At 67.1% G+C, this 18,804-nt stretch carries 19 protein-coding genes; 14 read left to right on the top strand and 5 right to left on the bottom strand.

The window, feature by feature from the left end; all coding sequences use genetic code 11:
- Positions 1-152: 152 nt before the first annotated feature.
- Genes rnhB through glmM form a run of 3 tightly spaced genes read right to left on the bottom strand, consistent with a single transcriptional unit; the run spans position 153 to position 2,918 of the window.
- The gene (gene rnhB, locus ACW9TV_RS07205; RefSeq protein WP_494302827.1) at positions 153-755 is read right to left on the bottom strand and encodes a ribonuclease HII; all 603 of its coding nucleotides are present in this window, start codon (positions 753-755) and stop codon (positions 153-155) included.
- A 13-nt stretch (positions 756-768) separates the two neighbouring features.
- The gene (gene thiD, locus ACW9TV_RS07200; RefSeq protein ID WP_494302826.1) at positions 769-1,551 is read right to left on the bottom strand and encodes a bifunctional hydroxymethylpyrimidine kinase/phosphomethylpyrimidine kinase; all 783 of its coding nucleotides are present in this window, start codon (positions 1,549-1,551) and stop codon (positions 769-771) included.
- Positions 1,552-1,583: 32 nt separating this feature from the next.
- Positions 1,584-2,918: a phosphoglucosamine mutase gene (glmM, locus tag ACW9TV_RS07195; RefSeq protein ID WP_494305055.1), complete on the bottom strand. Its 1,335-nt coding sequence runs from the start codon at positions 2,916-2,918 to the stop codon at positions 1,584-1,586.
- 58 nt (positions 2,919-2,976) lie between these two features.
- On the opposite strand from glmM, the gene ACW9TV_RS07190 reads away from it, so the two are divergent.
- Both ACW9TV_RS07190 and ilvD read left to right on the top strand, forming a co-directional pair.
- The gene (locus ACW9TV_RS07190) at positions 2,977-3,975 is read left to right on the top strand and encodes an aldo/keto reductase (RefSeq protein ID WP_494302825.1); all 999 of its coding nucleotides are present in this window, start codon (positions 2,977-2,979) and stop codon (positions 3,973-3,975) included.
- Positions 3,976-4,108: 133 nt separating this feature from the next.
- A complete protein-coding gene (gene ilvD / locus ACW9TV_RS07185; protein ID WP_494302824.1) occupies positions 4,109-5,860 on the top strand; it encodes a dihydroxy-acid dehydratase in 1,752 nt (583 codons plus the stop codon).
- A 3-nt stretch (positions 5,861-5,863) separates the two neighbouring features.
- On the opposite strand, the gene ACW9TV_RS07180 is transcribed toward ilvD, so the two are convergent.
- Together ACW9TV_RS07180 and ACW9TV_RS07175 are read right to left on the bottom strand one after the other, a co-directional pair.
- Positions 5,864-6,808, bottom strand: coding sequence for an alpha/beta hydrolase family protein (locus ACW9TV_RS07180; RefSeq protein WP_494302823.1), 945 nt, complete (start codon positions 6,806-6,808; stop codon positions 5,864-5,866).
- A gap of 50 nt (positions 6,809-6,858) precedes the next feature.
- Positions 6,859-7,317, bottom strand: a complete 459-nt coding sequence (locus ACW9TV_RS07175) for a (2Fe-2S)-binding protein (protein WP_494302822.1) — start codon at positions 7,315-7,317, stop codon at positions 6,859-6,861.
- Between the two features lie 45 nt (positions 7,318-7,362).
- Here ACW9TV_RS07175 and ACW9TV_RS07170 point away from each other — a divergent pair, with 45 nt between their 5' ends.
- From ACW9TV_RS07170 to ACW9TV_RS07115, 12 genes are all read left to right on the top strand, one after another.
- The gene (locus ACW9TV_RS07170; RefSeq protein ID WP_494302821.1) at positions 7,363-8,184 is read left to right on the top strand and encodes a crotonase/enoyl-CoA hydratase family protein; all 822 of its coding nucleotides are present in this window, start codon (positions 7,363-7,365) and stop codon (positions 8,182-8,184) included.
- A 122-nt stretch (positions 8,185-8,306) separates the two neighbouring features.
- Positions 8,307-9,434: a cytochrome c oxidase subunit II gene (coxB, locus tag ACW9TV_RS07165; RefSeq protein WP_494302820.1), complete on the top strand. Its 1,128-nt coding sequence runs from the start codon at positions 8,307-8,309 to the stop codon at positions 9,432-9,434.
- Between the two features lie 14 nt (positions 9,435-9,448).
- A complete protein-coding gene (gene ctaD / locus ACW9TV_RS07160; RefSeq protein ID WP_494302819.1) occupies positions 9,449-11,119 on the top strand; it encodes a cytochrome c oxidase subunit I in 1,671 nt (556 codons plus the stop codon).
- An 8-nt stretch (positions 11,120-11,127) separates the two neighbouring features.
- Positions 11,128-12,054, top strand: coding sequence for a heme o synthase (locus ACW9TV_RS07155; protein WP_494302818.1), 927 nt, complete (start codon positions 11,128-11,130; stop codon positions 12,052-12,054).
- Positions 12,051-12,182 (top strand): cytochrome c oxidase system small membrane protein, encoded by a 132-nt coding sequence (locus ACW9TV_RS07150; protein WP_494302817.1) that lies wholly within the window; start codon positions 12,051-12,053, stop codon positions 12,180-12,182. The genes ACW9TV_RS07155 and ACW9TV_RS07150 overlap by 4 nt, the downstream gene beginning before the upstream one ends.
- Entirely contained in the window at positions 12,179-12,805 is a 627-nt protein-coding gene (locus ACW9TV_RS07145) for a cytochrome c oxidase assembly protein (protein WP_494302816.1), read from the top strand. Before ACW9TV_RS07150 ends, ACW9TV_RS07145 begins: the two co-directional genes overlap by 4 nt.
- Before the next feature lie 63 nt (positions 12,806-12,868).
- Positions 12,869-13,696 carry a cytochrome c oxidase subunit 3 gene (locus ACW9TV_RS07140; protein WP_494302815.1) on the top strand — a complete coding sequence of 276 codons (828 nt, stop codon included), beginning with the start codon at positions 12,869-12,871 and terminating at the stop codon, positions 13,694-13,696.
- Complete coding sequence (locus ACW9TV_RS07135) at positions 13,680-14,339, top strand: SURF1 family protein (protein WP_494302814.1); 660 nt, start codon at positions 13,680-13,682, stop codon at positions 14,337-14,339. Before ACW9TV_RS07140 ends, ACW9TV_RS07135 begins: the two co-directional genes overlap by 17 nt.
- 12 nt (positions 14,340-14,351) lie before the next feature.
- Complete coding sequence (gene thrC / locus ACW9TV_RS07130; RefSeq protein ID WP_494302813.1) at positions 14,352-15,737, top strand: threonine synthase; 1,386 nt, start codon at positions 14,352-14,354, stop codon at positions 15,735-15,737.
- The gene (locus tag ACW9TV_RS07125) at positions 15,734-16,969 is read left to right on the top strand and encodes a M16 family metallopeptidase (protein WP_494302812.1); all 1,236 of its coding nucleotides are present in this window, start codon (positions 15,734-15,736) and stop codon (positions 16,967-16,969) included. Before thrC ends, ACW9TV_RS07125 begins: the two co-directional genes overlap by 4 nt.
- Positions 16,966-17,826: a class I SAM-dependent methyltransferase gene (locus ACW9TV_RS07120; protein ID WP_494302811.1), complete on the top strand. Its 861-nt coding sequence runs from the start codon at positions 16,966-16,968 to the stop codon at positions 17,824-17,826. The genes ACW9TV_RS07125 and ACW9TV_RS07120 overlap by 4 nt, the downstream gene beginning before the upstream one ends.
- 77 nt (positions 17,827-17,903) lie before the next feature.
- A complete protein-coding gene (locus ACW9TV_RS07115) occupies positions 17,904-18,803 on the top strand; it encodes a class I SAM-dependent methyltransferase (RefSeq protein WP_494302810.1) in 900 nt (299 codons plus the stop codon).
- Position 18,804: the final 1 nt, after the last annotated feature.

Genomic DNA, 18,804 nt, shown 5'->3' with positions numbered 1-18,804 from the left:
GCCCCATGGTTGGAGTCTGGGAGAATCTGTCGTCAAGTCATGTGTTTATGTCAGAGTCTTCACGAACGGACTCGCAATTCGCGCTTGCCACAAGCCCTTGAGTCCCGTCACGGCCTTCAACCACCAGATGTCGGGGTTGTTGCCGAAAAGACTCAACAGCCGCTTTTCGCATTCCGGACGGGCGCAAAGCTCTGCCGGTGGTGCCGTGTCACACCGATTTCGCGGATCGCGGCCAGGTGCTGCGCCGTGCCATAGCCCATGTTCCGCGCCCAGCCGTAACCCGGACATTCGGCATCCAGCCCCACCATGATCGCATCGCGCGCCACCTTCGCGGCGATTGCCGCGGCGGCGATACAGGCCACCTGCGCATCTCCCTTCACGATGGCGCGCGCGGGAAAATCGAATCCGGGCAGCAGCTTGCCGTCCACCAGCACCATGGCCGGCGGGCCGATCCGATCCGCCAGCGCCGCCACTGCCCGCTGCATCGCCAGATGGCTGGCCCGCAGGATGTTCAGACGGTCGATTTCCTCGACCGTCGCTTCCGCCACGGCCACCAGTTGCAAGGCCGCCGCAATGCGCGCGCGGCGTGGTGCCGGCACCGCCTTCGAATCAGCCAGGCCTGCCGGCACCGATTCGGGCGACAGGCAGCAGGCGGCCGCCACCACCGGTCCTGCCAGAGGCCCGCGCCCCACTTCATCAACCCCGAAGACGAGGCCGGGGAAATCCCCCTCCAGCCCCCAGCGAAGTCCGCTCACACTTTGGGTCCGCTCATCGCAGTGCGAAATTGTGGCCCAGCGGGCCATGCCCTCTGCCAAGGCCGGGCGCGGCCGCCAGTGCGGAGAGAAGATAGGCGCGCGCACGCTCCACCGCTGTCGCCAGCGGAAGGCCCGCAGCCAGACCGGTGGCGATGGCGCTGGCCAGCGTGCAGCCGGTGCCGTGGGTGTTTCCCCCCTGTATGCGCGGTGCCTCGAACCGTTGCTGGGCGTTGTGGCTCACCAGCCAGTCCACCACCCGGTCGCCCGGCAGATGGCCACCCTTTGCCAGAACGGCCGCCGGTCCCTGCCCCAGCAATTCCTGTGCGGCCAGCAGCATGTCCACCTCGTCGCCGGCTTCGGCCCCCGTCAGCACGGCCAGTTCCGGCACATTGGGCGTCACCACCGCGGCAACCGGCAGCAGCCGCGCCACCAACGCCCCTGCCGCATCGTCCGCCAGCAGGGCGGCCCCGCCCTTCGCCACCATCACCGGGTCCAGCACGATGGGCATGGAAACACCCGTCAGGGCGTCCGCCACCGCGTCGATGGTGGCGATGTCCCCCAGCATGCCGATCTTGATCGCATCCGCCCCGATGTCGTCCAGCACGGCCCGGATCTGGGCGCCGACGATTTCCGGCGGCACCGGATGCACGGCGGAAACGCCAAGCGTGTTCTGAACGGTGATCGCCGTCACGGCGGTCGCGGCATAGCCGCCCAGCATCGTCACCGTCTTGATGTCGGCCTGGATACCCGCGCCGCCGCCGGAATCCGAACCGGCAATGATGAGGACGCGCGGCATGTGCCATGAATTCGCGTGCGTCAGAGACTCCATCATGCAGCCCGCACCACTGCCTCGCACACGGACTCAACGGTGCGCCGCACCAGCGCTTCGTCTTGCCCTTCCGCCATCACACGGATCAACGGCTCCGTACCGGATTTGCGCACCAGCAGCCGTCCGCGCCCCTCCAGCGCCTTTTCAGCCGCCGCGATGGCCGCCTTCACCCCGTCCGTCTCCAGCACCGAGGGTTCCTGCCGCACATTCTTCAGCAGTTGCGGCCAGGGGCTGAAACAGGTCAGCACCTCGCTCGCCTTGCGCCCGTCCGCCACCAGCAGGCTCAGTAGTTGCAGGCCGGCCAGCAACCCGTCGCCCGTCGTGGCATGGTCTGACAGGATGATGTGGCCGGATTGTTCGCCCCCCAGGTTGCAGCCCCGCACCCGCATTGCCTCCAGCACATGCCGGTCGCCCACGGCAGTGCGGATCATGCCGATCCCCAGGCCTTCCAGGAATTTCTCCAGCCCGATGTTCGACATCACGGTCGTCACCAGCGCGCCGCCCTTCAGCTTGCCGGCCGACAGCAGGTGCCGGGCAATCACGCCCATGATCTGGTCGCCGTCCACGATGCGGCCGGTTTCATCCACCACGATCAGCCGGTCAGCGTCACCGTCCAGCGCCAGTCCGATATCGGCCCCGGTTTCCACCACCTTTGCCGCCAGCTCTTGCGGGTGGGTGGAGCCGCAGCCGGCGTTGATGTTGACCCCGTCCGGATTGACCCCGATCGAAACCAGTTCGGCGCCCAGTTCCCACAGCGCCTCCGGCGCAACGCGATAGGCCGCGCCGTTGGCGCAATCCAGAACGACCTTCAGGCCATCCAGCCTGACACCGTCCGGCACGCTCGATTTGACCGCGTGGATGTAGCGCCCGCGCGCATCGTCGATCCGCCGCGCGCGGCCGATACGCTCGCCGTCCACGAGCGGCACGCCGCTGTCGATCAGCGTCTCGATCGCTTCCTCCTGCGCGTCCGTCAGCTTGTAGCCGTCGGGCCCGAACAGCTTGATGCCGTTGTCGTGAAAGGGGTTGTGGCTGGCCGACAGCATCACGCCGATGTCCGCCCGCATCTCCCGCGTCAGCATGGCGACCGCGGGCGTCGGCATCGGCCCCACCTGCACCACGTCCATGCCCACGCTGGTGAAGCCGGCCGTCAGCGCCTGTTCCAGCATATAGCCGGAAAGCCGCGTGTCCTTGCCGATCAGCACCCGGTGCTTGGTCGGCCCGTCGAGGAACAGCGTACCTGCCGCCTGCCCCACCTTCATCGCCAGTTCCGGGGTCATTTTCAGCCCGTTTGCGGCCCCCCTGATCCCGTCGGTCCCGAAATAGCGCTTTGCCATCGGCATCCTCGCTTCCTACTTGGCGGCAGATAGGCGCTGTTCCGAACGGGAGGCAAGCATGGAACGCAGGATGCTCGGTTCACTTCAGGTATCGGCAATCGGCCTCGGCTGCATGGGCATGGCGGGCGTGAACGGCATGGCGGCCATGTATGGCGCGGTGGACCGGGCAGAGGCGATCGCCACGCTGCACCGCGCGCTGGAGATCGGCATGGATTTCCTCGACACCGCCGAAGTCTATGGCCCCTTCGCCAACGAGGAACTGCTGGGCGAGGCGCTGGCCGACCGGCGCGACAAGGCCATCATCGCCACCAAGTTCGGCTTCGACATCATCAACGGCCGCTCAGTGGGCGTGAACAGCCGCCCGGATCACATCCGCGCCGTCTGCGAAGCCTCGCTCAAACGCCTGCGCACCGACCGCATCGACCTGTTCTACCAGCATCGCGTGGATCCGAAGGTTCCGATCGAGGATGTCGTCGGCACGCTGGCGGACCTGAAGCGCGAGGGGAAGATCCTCGCCATTGGCTTGTCAGAGGCAGGCCCCGAAACCATCCGCCGGGCGCATGCCACCCACCCGATCGATGCGCTGCAATCCGAATGGTCGCTGTGGGAACGCACGGCCGAGCCAGACATCCTGCCCATCGTGCGGGAGCTGGGAATCGGCTTCGTGCCCTATTCCCCGCTGGGCCGGGGGTTCCTGGCGGGCACGGCGAAACGCGCGGAGGACCTGCCCGACAGCGACTACCGCAAGACTGATCCGCGCTATCAGGGCGCGAACTTCGACGCGAACATGAAACTGGTGGAGGCAGTGAAGGTCGTGGCCGCCCGCCACCGGGCGACAGCCGCGCAGGTCGCCATCGGCTGGCTGCTGGCGCAGGGGCCGGACGTGGTGCCGATCCCCGGCTGCAAACGCCGCGCCACGCTGGAGGACACAGCGGGCGCCGCCATGCTGAAACTGAGCGCGGCCGATCTTGCCGAACTGAATGCGGCCGCCCCGGTCGGTGGCACGGCAGGGGAACGCTATGGCAACCCCGCCATGATGAAAATGGTTCGCATCTAGCCGCCCATTTGGCCGATTCGTAATATTGTTGCGTCTATTTTAGAAAATCAGCAATAATTTGCCGTTGACGTGCCCGCCCACGGGGGCCTAACCCGCCCGCCAGCAATGCGCACACCGCCACCCGGAGTCTGAAATGCCGTTCGACAATTCCAAGCAGCCCAGCCGTCCCGCAGGTTTCGACAAGTCGAAACTGCCAAGCAGGCATGTCTCGGTCGGGCCGTCCAAGGCCCCGCACCGCAGCTATTATTATGCGATGGGCCTTACCGAGGAGGATATCGCCAGGCCCTTCGTCGCCATCGCGTCGGCCGGGAACGACAGTGCGCCCTGCAACACCACGCTGGACCTTCAGGCCGACATCTGCCGCGAGGGCGTCGAGGAAGGCGGCGGCATGCCGCGCCGCTTCAACACCATCACCGTCACCGACGGCATCGCCATGGGCCACCAGGGCATGAAGGCCAGCCTCGTCTCGCGCGAGGTGATCGCGGATTCGGTGGAACTGTCCGTGCGCGGTCACTGCTATGATGCGCTTGTCGGCTTCGCGGGCTGCGACAAGTCGTTGCCGGGCATGATGATGGCGATGTTGCGCCTCAACGTGCCTTCGGTGTTCGTCTATGGCGGCTCCATCCTGCCGGGCCGCTTCCACGAGAAGGACGTGACCGTGCTGGACGTGTTCGAAGCCGTCGGCCAGCACGCGGCGGGCAATTGTCCGCTGCAGGAACTGATCGCGCTGGAAAAGGTGGCCTGCCCCGGTCATGGTGCCTGCGGCGGCCAGTTCACTGCCAACACCATGGCCTGCGTGGCGGAGGCCATCGGCCTGTCGCTGCCCAACAGCAACATGGCGCCCGCCCCCTATGAAAGCCGGGAAGACATCGCCCGCGCCGCCGGGCGCGCGGTGATGCACATGCTGGAACGCAACATCCGCCCGCGCGACATCTGCACCCGCAAGGCGTTCGAAAACGCCGCGCGCGTGGTGGCGGCCACCGGCGGCTCCACCAACGCCGCGCTTCACCTGCCCGCGATGGCGCATGAGGCCGGGATCGAGTTCACCCTGTTCGACGTGGCCGAAATCTTCCGCACCACGCCCTACATCGCCGATCTGAAGCCCGGTGGCCGCTATGTCGCCAAGGACATGCACGCGGCCGGTGGCATCTACATGGTGATGAAGACGTTGCTGGAAGGCGGCTACCTCCATGGCGACTGCCTGACGGTGACAGGCCGGACCATCGCCGAAAATCTGGCGGAAATCCGCTGGAACCCCGACCAGGACGTGATCCGCCCCATCGACAACCCCATCACCCCCACCGGCGGGGTGATCGGCCTGAAGGGCAGCCTCGCACCCGACGGGGCAATCGTGAAGGTTGCGGGCCTGCACAAGCTGGTGTTCGAAGGCCCCGCGCGCGTGTTCGACTGCGAGGAGGATTGCTTCGAAGCAGTCGAGAAGCGGCAGTATGAAAAGGGCGAAGTCCTCGTCATCCGCTATGAGGGCCCCAAGGGCGGCCCCGGCATGCGCGAAATGCTGTCCACCACGGCTGCTCTCTATGGGCAGGGGATGGGCGAGCATGTCGCCCTGATCACAGATGGCCGCTTCAGCGGCGCGACACGCGGCTTCTGCATCGGCCATGTCGGGCCGGAAGCAGCCGAGGGCGGCCCGATCGCCCTGATCGAGAATGGCGACCGGATCCGCATCGACGCGGAGGCCGGCACGATCGACCTGCTGGTGGACGACGCCACGCTGGCCGCCCGGCGCGCCGGCTGGCAGCCGCGTGTCCACGACTATCAGTCTGGCGCCCTCTACCGCTACAGCCAGACGGTCGGCCCGGCCTCTCGCGGGGCCGTCACCCACCCCGGCGCCAGGGCGGAACGGCACATGTTCGCGGATATCTGAAGGTCAGCGCTGGCTCAGCCTGTCGCCCGGCGCCAGCAGTCGGCGGGTGGCGGCAAGATCGGGCCTGCCGTTGCCGCCCAGGTTCGCGGTGAAGAAGGCTGTCGTCGCGGCCGAGAGCACGGCAGTGGCGTGCGCATCCGGCCTGGCGCCGGCGCGCCCGCCGCCACCTGAAAAGTCGGCATGATCGGCGCCCGCCAGCCACAAACCGATGCTTGCCTGACCCGTCCGGCTCGGCGGCAACGCGGTGAAGACGGCGGCGCGCGCGGCGGTGATCTCCGCAAGACCCTTGCCGTTCGCGAACGGTGAGTCATCCTCGCTGCCGGTCGCGGCCAGCACGGGAATGGGGATGCCGCCAAAGGCGGCCGGGGCATTCGCGCCGTCGTTGCGCGGTGCGATGGGCGAAAGCGCGGCGACGGCCCTGAAGCGCGGATCGCGCCCGCGCGCGCCGAGCGGGCCAAAGCTCTGCCCCGCCAGCGCAAGCACGGTGTGGGCGCCGAAACTGTGCCCTGCCGCGCCCAGACGGGCGACGTCGCCGATGGCAAGATCGCAGGGCCCGATCCTGATGCGCGCCTGAACGGCATCCACCGCACGGCCCATGTCCGCCACGCGCGCCATCAGTTGCCGCCCGTTCGCGGCCCCCGTCAGCGCCTGTTTCGGCTTGGCGCTGTCCTTCCAGACGCCGGTGTCGGAACCGGGATGCTGCACATGGATGACCAGGAACCCCGCCTTCGCCCAGGCCCTGGCGTAGGCGGTGCCGGCCTCTACCGAACCGCCCAGCCCGTGGGAGAACAGGATGACCGGCGCCCTGGCGGAAACGCCTTCCGGCATCCGCACGCGGATTGGGATGTCCCGCTGCTGCTTCGGATCCGGCAGGATGCCGTCGCAAACCGGCGCGGCGAAGGCGGGCGCCGCAACCAGCAGCGCGGCGAATGCAGACAGGCGTTTCATGCCGGGACCTACGCAGGCCCGGGCGCCCATCCCCTGCAACCTCCCCCGCGTCAGCCGCCGCGCGCCAGTTCGGCGGCGCGCAGGATCGCCGTTTCGACCCGCGGATAGGTGCCACAGCGGCAGATGTTGCTGATGGCGGCGCGGATGTCGGCGCGGGTGGGGTTGGGGTTCGCTTTCAGCAGGGCGGCCGCCGCCATGATCATGCCAGACTGGCAGAAACCGCACTGGGGCACCTGCTGTTCCAGCCAGGCCGCCTGCACCGGATGGTCGCGCGCGTCGGAAAGCCCTTCGATCGTGGTCACGAACGTGCCCTCGATCGTGCCGATCGGCACCTGGCAGCTGCGCTGGGCAACGCCATCGATATGCACGGTGCAGGCCCCGCACAGCCCCGCCCCGCAGCCGAACTTCGTCCCCGTCAGGTTCGAAGCCTCGCGCAGGGCCCACAGCAGCGGCGTGTCGGCCGCCAGCTGATATTGTGTGGGGTTGCCGTTCACGGTGAAGCGGGTCATGCCCCTGCCGATAGCTGAGAGCAGCGCAAGAGGGAAGCAGCCGCGATGACCTACGCCTCGATCGCCTACACCGTCGAAGACCATGTGGCCCATGTGCGGCTGAACCGGCCCGAGGCGCTGAATACCATGAACGGCGATTTCTGGACCGAAATTCCCGCCGTCTTCGCCGAAATCGATTCGGATCCGTCGATCCGGGCCGTGGTGCTGTCGTCCACGGGCCGCCATTTCACGGCCGGACTGGATCTGAACTGGGCCGCCACCTCCATGCCCGCCCCGCACGCCGATGCCGGCCGCGCGCGGGAAGCCTTCCGGCGCCATGTGAAGCACATGCAGGAAACCATCAGCGTGGTGGATCGCTGCCGCGTGCCGGTGATCGCCGCGATCCAGGGCGGCTGCATCGGCGGCGGTGTCGACCTGATCACTGCCTGCGACATCCGCGTGGGCAGCGCGGACTGCTTCTTCACGATCCAGGAAGTGAACATCGCCATCGTTGCCGATGTCGGCACGCTTCAGCGCATTCCCTATCTGCTGCCGCAGGGGCTGGTGCGGGAACTGGCCTATACCGGGCGCCGCTGGAAGGCGGAGGAGGCGCTGGCCCAGGGCTTCCTGAACCGAAGCTACGCCGATCATGCGCAAACGGTGGAAGGCGCCCTGGCGCTGGCGCGCGAGATCGCCGCGAAAAGCCCTCTGGCGATCGCCGGCATCAAGCAGGTGCTGAACGCCGGCCGCGACATGACGATCGACCAGGGCCTTGATTATGTGGCGGTCTGGAACGCGGCCATGCTTCAGGGAGAGGACATGCGCAAGGCCGTCGCCGCCCAGCTCGGCAAGGCCGGCGAGGCGGCCTTCGACGACCTCGCCGCCTGAAGGCCCCCTAAACGGCGGATGGGGATGATCGTCGCACGGGTTCACAGCTTCTTGTCGTGCCCGTTCCCCTCCGGTATGGCCCCAGCTTGACGTCGAGAATCCCGGAACCAGAGGATTAGGGAATGAAAAAGGGTTGGCCTTCGGGCCTGAAGGGTGCCGCCATTGCCGCGGCTCTGTTGATGGCCGGCACGGCCCCTGCGCAGGAAGCGGCCCAGACCGTCCCCGCGCCGACGGCGGCAGCCGCCACGACGCCGGTCGCGGCGATTGCGGCTACGGCGGCGCCGGCCGTCGAAGCAGTGGCGGACGCCGCCGCCGCTCACAGCGCGGCGCAGTCGGATGCGCTGGCGGGCTACACCCGCACCAAGCCGACGCCGGGCGTCGGCCAGCCGGTTCCCGCCGGCATCGCCGTCCAGGATCAGTTCACGCCCATCGGGCAGGAAGCCAAGTTCCTGCTGGAAAAGATCCTGAACCCGATCATCGGCGTGATTTCCCTTCTCGTCCTCGGCCTGCTGATCTGGGTCGTCATCCGCTTCCGGTCCGCAGCCGTGGAAACGCCCAGTGCCACCACGCACAATTTCACCATCGAGGTTATCTGGACGCTGGTGCCCGCGCTGATCCTGCTGGCGGTCGCCTTCCCCAGCTTCCGGCTGCTCGCCAACCAGTACAGCCCCCCCAAGGCCGACGTCACCGTGAAGGTGACAGGCTACCAGTGGTACTGGGGCTATGAATATCCCGACTACGGCGGAATCAGCTTTGATTCCGTGCCGCTGTCGAAGGAAGAAGCCGCAAAGGCCGGCGAACCCTATCTGCTCGATGTGGACAACCGCCTGGTCGTTCCCGCCGGCAAGACGGTGAAGGTGCTGATCACCGCCGCGGACGTGCTGCACAGCTTCGCGCTGCCCAGCTTCTGGGTGAAGATGGACGCCGTGCCCGGTCGAATCAACGAAGCCTGGTTCAAGGTGGATCGCCCCGGTGTCTATTACGGCCAATGCTCCGAACTTTGCGGCACCAAGCACGGCTTCATGCCCATCGCCATCGAAGTCCTGCCTGAAGAGGATTTCAAGCGCTGGGTGCGCATGAAGCAGGCCGCCGACGGCATCGAGCCGACGGGCCCCGGCATCGCGGTCGAAAAGGTCGCGCTGACGCCCGCGCAGGTCGCTGGCGCGGTCCGCGCCGCCGTCGCGCCCACCGCAGCCCCCCAGATCACAACCGAAGCTCCGGCGGCCGCGCCTGCCGCGCCCGCCGCCTGAGAAGGACCCGCCAGATGGCCACACACGCACTCCACGCGCACGATGATCACCATCACGCGCATGACGATCACGATCACAAGCCGGGCTTCTTCGCCCGCTGGTTCCTGTCCACCAACCACAAGGACATCGGCACGCTCTACCTGATCTTCGCGATCTTCGCGGGGATCATCGGCGGCGCGCTCTCCGGCTTCATGCGCTGGGAACTCGCGAACCCCGGCATGCAGGTCCTGCCCTGGTTCACCGACGGCAACATCGACGCCGCCTATCACCTGTGGAACGTGTTCATCACCGGCCACGGCCTCATCATGGTGTTCTTCATGGTGATGCCGGCCGTCATCGGTGGCTTCGGCAACTGGTTCGTCCCCCTCATGATCGGCGCGCCCGACATGGCCTTCCCCCGGATGAACAATGTCTCCTACTGGCTGACGACGGTCGCCTTCGTCCTGCTGGGCATTTCCATGTTCGTGCCCGGCCCCGCCGGCTTCGACGGCGCGGGTACGGGCTGGACGGTCTATCCGCCGCTTTCCACCTCGGGCCACCCCGGGCCGGCGGTCGATCTCGCGATCTTCTCGCTGCACCTCGCCGGTGCGGCCTCGATCCTGGGCGCCATCAACTTCATCACCACCATCTTCAACATGCGCGCGCCGGGGATGACCCTGCACAAGATGCCGCTGTTCGTGTGGTCGGTGCTGGTCACCGCCTTCCTGCTGCTGCTGTCGCTGCCCGTTCTGGCCGGCGCCATCACCATGCTGCTGACGGACCGCAACTTCGGCACCACCTTCTTCGCCCCCGAAGGCGGCGGTGACCCGATCCTCTATCAGCACCTGTTCTGGTTCTTCGGCCACCCCGAAGTGTACATCATGATCCTGCCGGCCTTCGGCATCGTCAGCCAGATCATCTCCACCTTCAGCCGCAAGCCCGTCTTCGGCTATCTGGGCATGGCCTATGCCATGGTTGCCATCGGCTTCGTCGGCTTCGTCGTGTGGGCGCACCACATGTTCACCGTCGGCCTCAGCGTGAACACCAAGATGTACTTCACTGCCGCCACGATGATCATCGCGGTGCCCACCGGCATCAAGATCTTCTCGTGGATCGCCACCATGTGGGGCGGCAAGATCAGCTTCGAAACGCCCATGCTGTGGGCCATCGGCTTCATCTTCATGTTCACCGTCGGCGGCGTCACCGGAGTCGTCCTGTCGAACGGCGGCGTGGATACCTACATGCACGACACCTACTATGTCGTGGCGCACTTCCACTATGTGCTCTCTCTGGGCGCGGTGTTCGGCCTCTTCGCGGGCTTCTACTACTGGTTCGGGAAGATGTCCGGCCGGGAATACAATGAATTCCTCGGCAAGCTGCACTTCTGGGTGTTCTTCATCGGTGTGAACGTGCTGTTCTTCCCGATGCACTTCCTCGGCCAGGATGGCATGCCGCGCCGGATCCCGGATTATCCGGAAGCCTTCGCCTACTGGAACAACATCGCGTCCTGGGGCTATGCGATCATGCTCGGCGGCATGGTGATCTTCTTCATCAACGTCATCTGGTCGCTGCTTGCCGGCAAGAAGGCCGCCGCCAACCCCTGGGGCGAAGGCGCCACCACGCTTGAGTGGACGCTGTCCTCCCCGCCCCCGTTCCACCAGTTCGAGACCATTCCCGACCTGCGGAACGTGAAGGGCGCGCACTGAGGCCGGGCATGGCACTCACGCCCGATCTCGATACCGAAAGGGCGCCGACAGGCGCCCTTTCTCACTCGGACTGGCGCGACTACTGGTCGCTGCTGAAGCCCCGGGTGATGACACTCGTCGTCTTCACCGGCGCCTGCGGCCTGTTCGCGGCGCCGGGAAGCCTCCCGCCCTTCCTCGCCTTCGTGGCGATCCTGTGCATCGCAGTCGGCGCGGGCGCGGCGGCTGCCTTCAACCAGTGGTGGGAATCCGACATCGATGCGGTCATGAAGCGCACGCAGGGGCGGCCGCTTCCGGCGGGCCGGCTGCATGCCGATGATGCGCTGACCTTCGCGGTCATCCTGTCTGTCGCGTCCATCGTCACGCTGGGCTTCGCCACCAACTGGGTCGCGGCCGGGTGGCTCGCTTTCTCCATCTTCTTCTACGCCGTCGTCTACACCATCTGGCTGAAGCCCCGCACGCCGCAGAACATCGTGATCGGTGGCGCGGCCGGCGCCTTCCCGCCGATCATCGGCTGGGCCGCCGTCACCGGCGACGTCACCGCGCTGCCGCTGCTGCTGTTCGCCATCATCTTCGCCTGGACGCCGCCGCACTTCTGGGCGCTCGCGCTGTTCGTGCGCATTGATTACGCAAACGCCGGCATCCCGATGCTGCCTGTCACTCACGGCATCCGCGAAACCCGCCGCCAGATCCTCCTCTACAGCCTGGTGCTGGCCGCCGTGGCGGTCGCGCCCTGGCCGCTTGGCCTGCTGGGCGCCGTCTATGGCGTTTCGGCCCTGCTGCTCAGCCTGGTCTTCGTGGCCCTCGCCGTGCGCGTTGCCGCCAGCCGCACCGAAGACCCGAAGGACATGGCCGCCGAAAAGGCGCTGTTCCGCTATTCGCTGCTGTATCTCGCCGCCATTTTCGCGGCCCTTGTCGTTGACCGGAGCCTTGCATGAGCTGGACCCCCGAAGAGGAAAAGGCGTTCCTTGCCCGCCGCCGCAGGCGCAACCTGGTGATCGGTCTGGTGCTGGGGGCTTTCGCCTTCCTGTTCTATGGCATCACTGTGTCGCGGATGGTGCAATGAACGGTGCCACCCAGCAGCCGGAACGCCGGCACCTGCGCACCGCGATGATCGCGGGCGGCATCGCCCTGGGCATGGTAGGGCTCGCCTATGCGTCGGTGCCGCTCTACCGTGTCTTCTGCCAGGTAACCGGCTTCGGCGGCACCACGATGCGGGTCGATGCCTCGTCGCTGCCTGGCGCGGATCAGCTGAAAACCCTGCAGGGCCGCACCATCAAGGTCCGGTTCGATGGGAATGTGCGGGGCGGCCTGCCATGGCGGTTCGCCCCCGCTCAAGGGCCGGTGGACGTGAAGATCGGCGAACAGAACATGGCCTTCTACCGGGCGAGTTCGTCCGCTTCAGGCCCGACCACGGGCAGCGCCACCTTCAACGTGACGCCCGCGGCCGCAGGGCAATATTTCGCCAAGATCCAGTGCTTCTGCTTCAACGAACAGACGCTTGGCCCCGGACAGACGGTGGACATGCCCGTCGTCTTCTATGTCGATCCGGCCATCCTGGACGATCCCGACGCGAAGGACATCGACGAGATTACCCTGTCGTACAGCTTCTACCCCGTGGAGCAGCCGACCAAGGCGCCCGGCATCTATGCCACGGGATCATCGGAAATCGCCGCAAAGGCGCGCTAGCAATCTTGCCCTCCCCCGCCCCGGCGGGTTAGGGCCGACAAAACGAAAGTTCAGGTGAGAGACATGGCTTCCGCGAAGAACCACGATTTCCATATCCTGCCCCCCAGCCCCTGGCCGATGATGGGCGCCATCTCCGCGATGGTCATGCTGGGCGGCTCGGTGTTCTGGTGGCACGACCAGGCCTGGGGCGTCTGGGTTGCGGCACTCGGCCTTCTGGGCGTGCTCGCCACCTTCTTCTTCTGGTTCTCCGACGTGCGCGACGAAGCGAATGCCGGGGATCACACCCCCATCGTGCAGCTTCACCACCGCTACGGGATGATCCTGTTCATCGCGTCGGAAGTGATGTTCTTCGTCGCCTGGTTCTGGGCCTTCTTCGCCGCCGCCCTCTACCCGTCCTCGGCGGAAGCGATCGGCGGCGTGTGGCCGCCCAAGGGGATCGAGCCGCTCGACCCCTTCGTCTATCCGCTGCTGAACACGCTGATCCTGCTGCTGTCGGGCACCACCATCACCTGGGCCCACCACGCGCTGATCCATGGCGATCGCAAGGGGTTCAAGCAGGGCCTGTGGGTCACCATCGGGCTCGGCGTGCTCTTCTCCATGCTGCAGGCCTATGAATATAGCCACGCCACCTTCGGCTTCTCGGGCAACATCTATGGCGCCACCTTCTACATGGCGACGGGGTTCCACGGCTTCCACGTGATCGTGGGCACCATCTTCCTCGCCGTCTGCCTGTGGCGCGCCTACCTCGGTGATTTCACGCCGAAGCATCATTTCGGCTTCGAAGCCGCCGCCTGGTACTGGCACTTCGTCGATGTCGTCTGGCTGTTCCTGTTCCTCACCATCTACATCTGGGGCTCGAACTTCGGGGCCGCCGTTGGCGCAGGGCACTGATCCCGTCCCCCGGCTGAACAACGAAGCCCCGGCGGGAAACCGCCGGGGCTTTCCCGTTCTTCCGACCGTGATGGTGGCGCTGGCCCTGCCGGTCCTCGTCGGCCTCGGCCTGTGGCAGATCAGCCGCATGCACTGGAAGGAAGATCTGCTCGCCCGGATGGCGCGCAACCGCGATCTTCCGCCCGTTACCCGGCTCCAGCCGGATGGCGCCCCGCAGGATCTGCTGTTCCGCCAGGCCCGGCTGGATGTCAGCTGCCAGGGGCCAGCCATGGAAAAGGCCGGGCGCAACCTGGCCGGCGAATCCGGCTATTCCGTCTTCCTTCCCTGCACGTCGGGCGGGGCGCCCCTGCTGGTCAATGTCGGCTGGGGGCCGCGCCCGGATGCGGCCAGAACCGCGAAACCGCCCACGGGAACCGTCAGCGGGGTCATTGTCCCCTCTGGCCCGGATGGCGGGTCAGGGCTCGCATTGGTGCTGGAATCCGCCCTGCCGCCGCTGGAACCCTCCGCGCCGCCGGGGCCGGAAACCATCCCCAACAACCACCGCTTCTATGCCATCCAGTGGTTCGGCTTCGCCGGCATCCTGCTGGTCATCTATGGGCTGTGGATGCGCCGCTGGCTTGCACAAAGGCCGCCTCAAGCCTAACCGCCGTCGGTCATGCAGTATCTCAGCACCCGCGGCTCTGCCCCCGTCCTTGACTTTCGCGGCGCGACGCTTGCCGGCCTCGCCAGCGACGGCGGTCTCTATCTGCCCGCGCACTGGCCGCAGCTTCCGGCAGAGCTTCTCGAATCGCTCGCCACGGCAAGCTATGCGGAAACCGCCTTCGCGGTGATGCGTCCCTATGTTCAGGGCTCGCTGACGGACGCGGAGCTGAAGGGCCTCATCGCGGATGCCTATGGCGATTTCGGCCACGCCGCCGTCACCCCGCTGGTGCAGCTGGATCATCGGCACTGGCTGCTGGAATTGTTCCACGGCCCCACGCTCGCCTTCAAGGATGTGGCGCTGCAATTGCTGGGCGGGCTGTTCGGGCATTTCCTGGGCGCCAACGATCGGCTGACGATCGTGGGCGCCACCAGCGGCGACACCGGTTCCGCTGCGATCGAGGCGGTTGCGGGCCGCCCCGGCATCACCATCTTCATGCTGCACCCGGCGGGCCGCGTCTCCGACGTGCAGCGCCGCCAGATGACGACGGTGAACGCCCCCAACGTCCACAATATCGCCGTCGATGGCAGCTTCGACGATTGCCAGCGGCTGGTAAAGACGCTGTTCAACGATGCGGCCTTCCGTGCCGAATTCCAGCTTTCGGCGGTGAACAGCATCAACTGGGCGCGGCTGCTCGCGCAGATCGTCTATTATGTCCATGCCGGCGTCCGCCTCGGCGCGCCGCACCGGGCCGCCAGCTGGTCGGTTCCCACCGGTAATTTCGGCGATGTGTTCGCCGGCTATTGCGCGCAGAAGATGGGCCTGCCGGTGAACCGGCTGCTGGTCGCCACCAACGTCAACGACATCCTCGCCCGGGCGCTGTCGGCCGGCGACTATTCCGTCGGCAAGGTCACGCCCACCGCCACGCCCTCGATGGACATCCAGGTCAGCTCCAATTTCGAGCGGCTGCTGTTCGATCTGCACGGCCGCGACGGCGCTGCACTGGCCGCCGCCATGCAGGGGTTCGAACAGACGGGTTCGCTGAAGCTCAGCGACGCGCAGCGCGCCGAGGCCTCGAAGCTGTTCCTTGCCTCCCGCGTGAACGAAGCGGGCATGATGCAGGCGCTGGCCTGGGCCAACAGCGAATGCGGCCAGCTGATCGATCCGCACACGGGCGTCGGCCTGGCCGCCGCGCGCGCGCGCGCGGAAGATTGCGATGGCCCGATCGTCACGCTGGCAACCGCCCACCCGGCGAAGTTCCCGGATGCAGTGGAACGCGCCACCGGCATTCGCCCCGGCCTGCCGCGACGCGTCGCCCACCTGTTCGACCGGGAGGAGCGATATGAACATCTGCCGGCTGACGAAACGGCATTGAAGGCCCATATCCGCAGCCGCACATGAACGCTGAAACCACAATCCTGGGCAACGGCCTCACCGTCGTCACGCTTCACATGCCGGGGCTGGAAACGGCGGCGGTCGCCCTGAATGCCGATGTGGGCGCCCGCAACGAGACTCATCGGGAAAACGGCCTCGCCCACCTGTTCGAGCATATGGTGTTCAAGGGCACCGCAACCCGCTCCGCGCGCGCCATCGCCGAACAGATCGAGGATGTCGGCGGCGCGCTCAACGCCTGGACCTCGCGGGACACGACCTGCTTCCACGCCCGCGTGCTGGCGGCGGACGTTCCGCTCGCCGTGGAGCTGGTCTCGGATCTCGTGACGAACCCGCTGTTTGCCGAAGCCGACCTCGCGCTGGAGCGCGAGGTGGTGCTGTCCGAAATCGGTGAGGCGCTGGACACACCGGACGATCTCGTCTTCGATCATCTGCAGGCCACGGCCTTCGCGGAGCAAAGTCTCGGTCGCCCGATCCTCGGCACCGCCGAAAGCCTCGCAGAGCTGGACACCGCCGCGCTGCGCGGCTGGCAGAAGGCGCATTACCGCGCAGACGGCATGGTGCTGGCCGCGGCCGGCAAGGTGGATCATGCGCAGCTGGTCGATCTCGCCGGTCGCTACCTCGGCGGCCTTCCCGCCGGCAGACCGGGCCCGATCGAGCCCGCGCGCTGGACCGGCGGCGCCCGGACAGACAACCAGCGCAACGAGCAGCTGCACCTGGCGCTGGGCTTCCGGGGCTACGCGCCGACCGATCCGCGCGCCCACGCCGCGCGGCTGTTCGCCATGGCGCTGGGCGGCGGCATGTCCTCCCGCCTGTTCCAGGAACTGCGGGAAGAGCGGGGGCTTGCCTACAGCGTCAGCGCCTCGCACGGGGTCCACGCCGATACGGGCCTTCTCAGCCTCTACACCGCTTCCAGGCCGGCAGATGCGGCGCAGGCCCGCGACCTGGCCCTGGAAATCGCCCAGGCAACCGCACGGGATCTCTCGCCGGCGGAACTGGAACGCGCCCGCGCCCAGCACAAGGCCGGGCTGCTGATGGGGCTGGAAGGCCCCGGCGGCATGGCGGACTGGTTGGGCGGCAGCCTCCTCACCTGGGGCCGGGTGCTGTCGGCTGCCGAACTCATCGCGCAGCTGGATGCCGTCTCGCTGGAGGATGTCCGCGCGGCCGGCGCCGACATGCTGGCGAGCCCGGTGGCGCTCGCCGCCGTGGGGCCGAAGGCCGACAAGCTGGCCGCCGGATGACTTCGCTCGAAATCCTTGTCGCGGAACCGACGCCCGATTTCGCCCTGATCGATTCCGGCCATGGCCGGAAGCTGGAACGCTGCGGCCCCTATCGCTTCGTCCGGCCAGAACCGCAGGCGATGTGGGCCCCCGCACTGGCGGACTGGCAGGCGGACGGCGAATTCGTCGGCGGATCCGATGAGGACGGCGGCGGGCGCTGGCATCTGGGTGCGAACGTGCCGCCGGCATGGCCCATCGATCAGGCGGGCGTGATGCTGCACGCGCAATGCACCCCCTTTCGCCACCTCGGCTTCTTCCCCGACATGGCGCCCCACTGGGCGCGTCTTGCGGCCCTGCCGGCGGGCGCGCAAGTGCTGAACCTGTTCGGCTATACCGGCGTCGCCAGCCTTGTCGCGGCGAAGGCGGGCTGCCAGGTCGTCCATGTCGATGCGTCGAAGAAGGCCATCGAACAGGCGCGCGCCAATGCGGCGCTCTCTGGCCTGGCGGACAGACCCATCCGCTGGATCACCGAGGACGCCCGCAAGTTCGTCGCCCGTGAAGTCCGCCGCGGTCGCCGCTATGACGCGATCCTGCTGGATCCGCCGAAGTTCGGGCGCGGCCCCGATGGCGAGGTGTGGGATCTCACCACGGGCCTCCCCGGCCTGCTCGCGGATTGCGTGAGGCTGCTCGACGGGAACAGCCGCTTCCTCATCCTCACCACCTATGCTGTCCGCCTCTCGGCGCTGGCGCTCGAAGGCCTGCTCGCCCCACTGACGACGCATCTGCCCGGCCGTGTCCAGCCCGGCGAAATGGCCCTGCGGGAAGAAACCCGCGGCAGTCTGCTGCCCACCGCGATCTTTGCCCGCTGGGAAGCCTGAACGATTCATCGCAACGGCCCTCGCCGCCCGCCGGAAGCTGTGCCACAACACCCCTCATTGGCAAGGAGGTGCGTGAAATGAAGGCGTTGCTGGTCCTGTCTCTCGTCGTGCTGGCAGCCCCCGCCGCCGCGCAGGTGAAGATGCTGGGCACCACGCCCGATGTGCATGATCCGCTTGCCCCGCCGCCGCTTCCCGATCCGATCAGCGAATCCGCGCCATTGCGCCTTTCGTTGATGCAGTCCGGCCAGCCGAAAGAGGGGGACGAGAAATACCAGCCGGAAATCGGCCAGGCCGGCAAGGACGTGATCTGGGTGCCCACGCCGGACAGCCTGGTGAAGGCGATGCTGACCGTCGCGGAAGTGAAACCGACCGACTATGTCGTCGATCTCGGGTCCGGCGACGGCAAGATCGCGATTGCCGCCGCCCGGGATTTCGGCGCCCGGTCGCTGGGCGTGGAATACAACCCCGACATGGTCGCGCTCGCGCGGCGCAACGCCCAGCGCGCGGGCGTCGCCGGCAAGGCCAGCTTCATCCATGGCGACATCTTCGAAACCGATTTCACCGACGCCACCGTCGTCACCATGTATCTGCTGCCCAGCCTGAACCTGAAACTGCGCGACACACTGCTGAAGATGAAGCCCGGCACCCGTATCGTTTCCCACGCCTTCACCATGGGCGAATGGGAACCCGAACGCACGATCAGCACGGACGATGCGACCGGCTATTTCTGGATCGTCCCCGCGCAGGTGGCGGGCCGCTGGGCGTTCGAGGTGGGCAATGACCGCTTCGCGGCCGAAATCGGCCAGCAATTCCAGAAGCTGTCGGTTGCGCGTGGCGGCCCGCTGAAGGAAGGCCATGTGAAGGGCTCCACTGTCCATCTCGTGCGCACCGACGGGCAGGAACTGGTCGGTGAACTGCGCGGCAGCCAGATCGTCGGATCGGGCTGGGTCGCCACCCGCATCAGGACCGCCGGCTGAG

This window comes from Sandaracinobacter sp. T42, from assembly GCF_059115405.1.
The sequence above is the reverse complement of the archived record's forward strand: the minus strand, read 5'-3'. Positions and strand labels throughout refer to the sequence as shown.

What these genes read in the sequence shown, in the direction of transcription:
- thiD (WP_494302826.1), bottom strand. Translation starts at nt 1,551, where the DNA reads ATGCCGCGCGTCCTCATCATTGCCGGTTCGGATTCCGGCGGCGGCGCG.
- glmM (WP_494305055.1), bottom strand. Translation starts at nt 2,918, where the DNA reads ATGGCAAAGCGCTATTTCGGGACCGACGGGATCAGGGGGGCCGCAAAC.
- ACW9TV_RS07190 (WP_494302825.1), top strand. Translation starts at nt 2,977, where the DNA reads ATGGAACGCAGGATGCTCGGTTCACTTCAGGTATCGGCAATCGGCCTC.
- ilvD (WP_494302824.1), top strand. Translation starts at nt 4,109, where the DNA reads ATGCCGTTCGACAATTCCAAGCAGCCCAGCCGTCCCGCAGGTTTCGAC.
- ACW9TV_RS07180 (WP_494302823.1), bottom strand. Translation starts at nt 6,808, where the DNA reads ATGAAACGCCTGTCTGCATTCGCCGCGCTGCTGGTTGCGGCGCCCGCC.
- ACW9TV_RS07175 (WP_494302822.1), bottom strand. Translation starts at nt 7,317, where the DNA reads ATGACCCGCTTCACCGTGAACGGCAACCCCACACAATATCAGCTGGCG.
- ACW9TV_RS07170 (WP_494302821.1), top strand. Translation starts at nt 7,363, where the DNA reads ATGACCTACGCCTCGATCGCCTACACCGTCGAAGACCATGTGGCCCAT.
- coxB (WP_494302820.1), top strand. Translation starts at nt 8,307, where the DNA reads ATGAAAAAGGGTTGGCCTTCGGGCCTGAAGGGTGCCGCCATTGCCGCG.
- ctaD (WP_494302819.1), top strand. Translation starts at nt 9,449, where the DNA reads ATGGCCACACACGCACTCCACGCGCACGATGATCACCATCACGCGCAT.
- ACW9TV_RS07155 (WP_494302818.1), top strand. Translation starts at nt 11,128, where the DNA reads ATGGCACTCACGCCCGATCTCGATACCGAAAGGGCGCCGACAGGCGCC.
- ACW9TV_RS07150 (WP_494302817.1), top strand. Translation starts at nt 12,051, where the DNA reads ATGAGCTGGACCCCCGAAGAGGAAAAGGCGTTCCTTGCCCGCCGCCGC.
- ACW9TV_RS07145 (WP_494302816.1), top strand. Translation starts at nt 12,179, where the DNA reads ATGAACGGTGCCACCCAGCAGCCGGAACGCCGGCACCTGCGCACCGCG.
- ACW9TV_RS07140 (WP_494302815.1), top strand. Translation starts at nt 12,869, where the DNA reads ATGGCTTCCGCGAAGAACCACGATTTCCATATCCTGCCCCCCAGCCCC.
- thrC (WP_494302813.1), top strand. Translation starts at nt 14,352, where the DNA reads ATGCAGTATCTCAGCACCCGCGGCTCTGCCCCCGTCCTTGACTTTCGC.
- ACW9TV_RS07125 (WP_494302812.1), top strand. Translation starts at nt 15,734, where the DNA reads ATGAACGCTGAAACCACAATCCTGGGCAACGGCCTCACCGTCGTCACG.
- ACW9TV_RS07120 (WP_494302811.1), top strand. Translation starts at nt 16,966, where the DNA reads ATGACTTCGCTCGAAATCCTTGTCGCGGAACCGACGCCCGATTTCGCC.
- ACW9TV_RS07115 (WP_494302810.1), top strand. Translation starts at nt 17,904, where the DNA reads ATGAAGGCGTTGCTGGTCCTGTCTCTCGTCGTGCTGGCAGCCCCCGCC.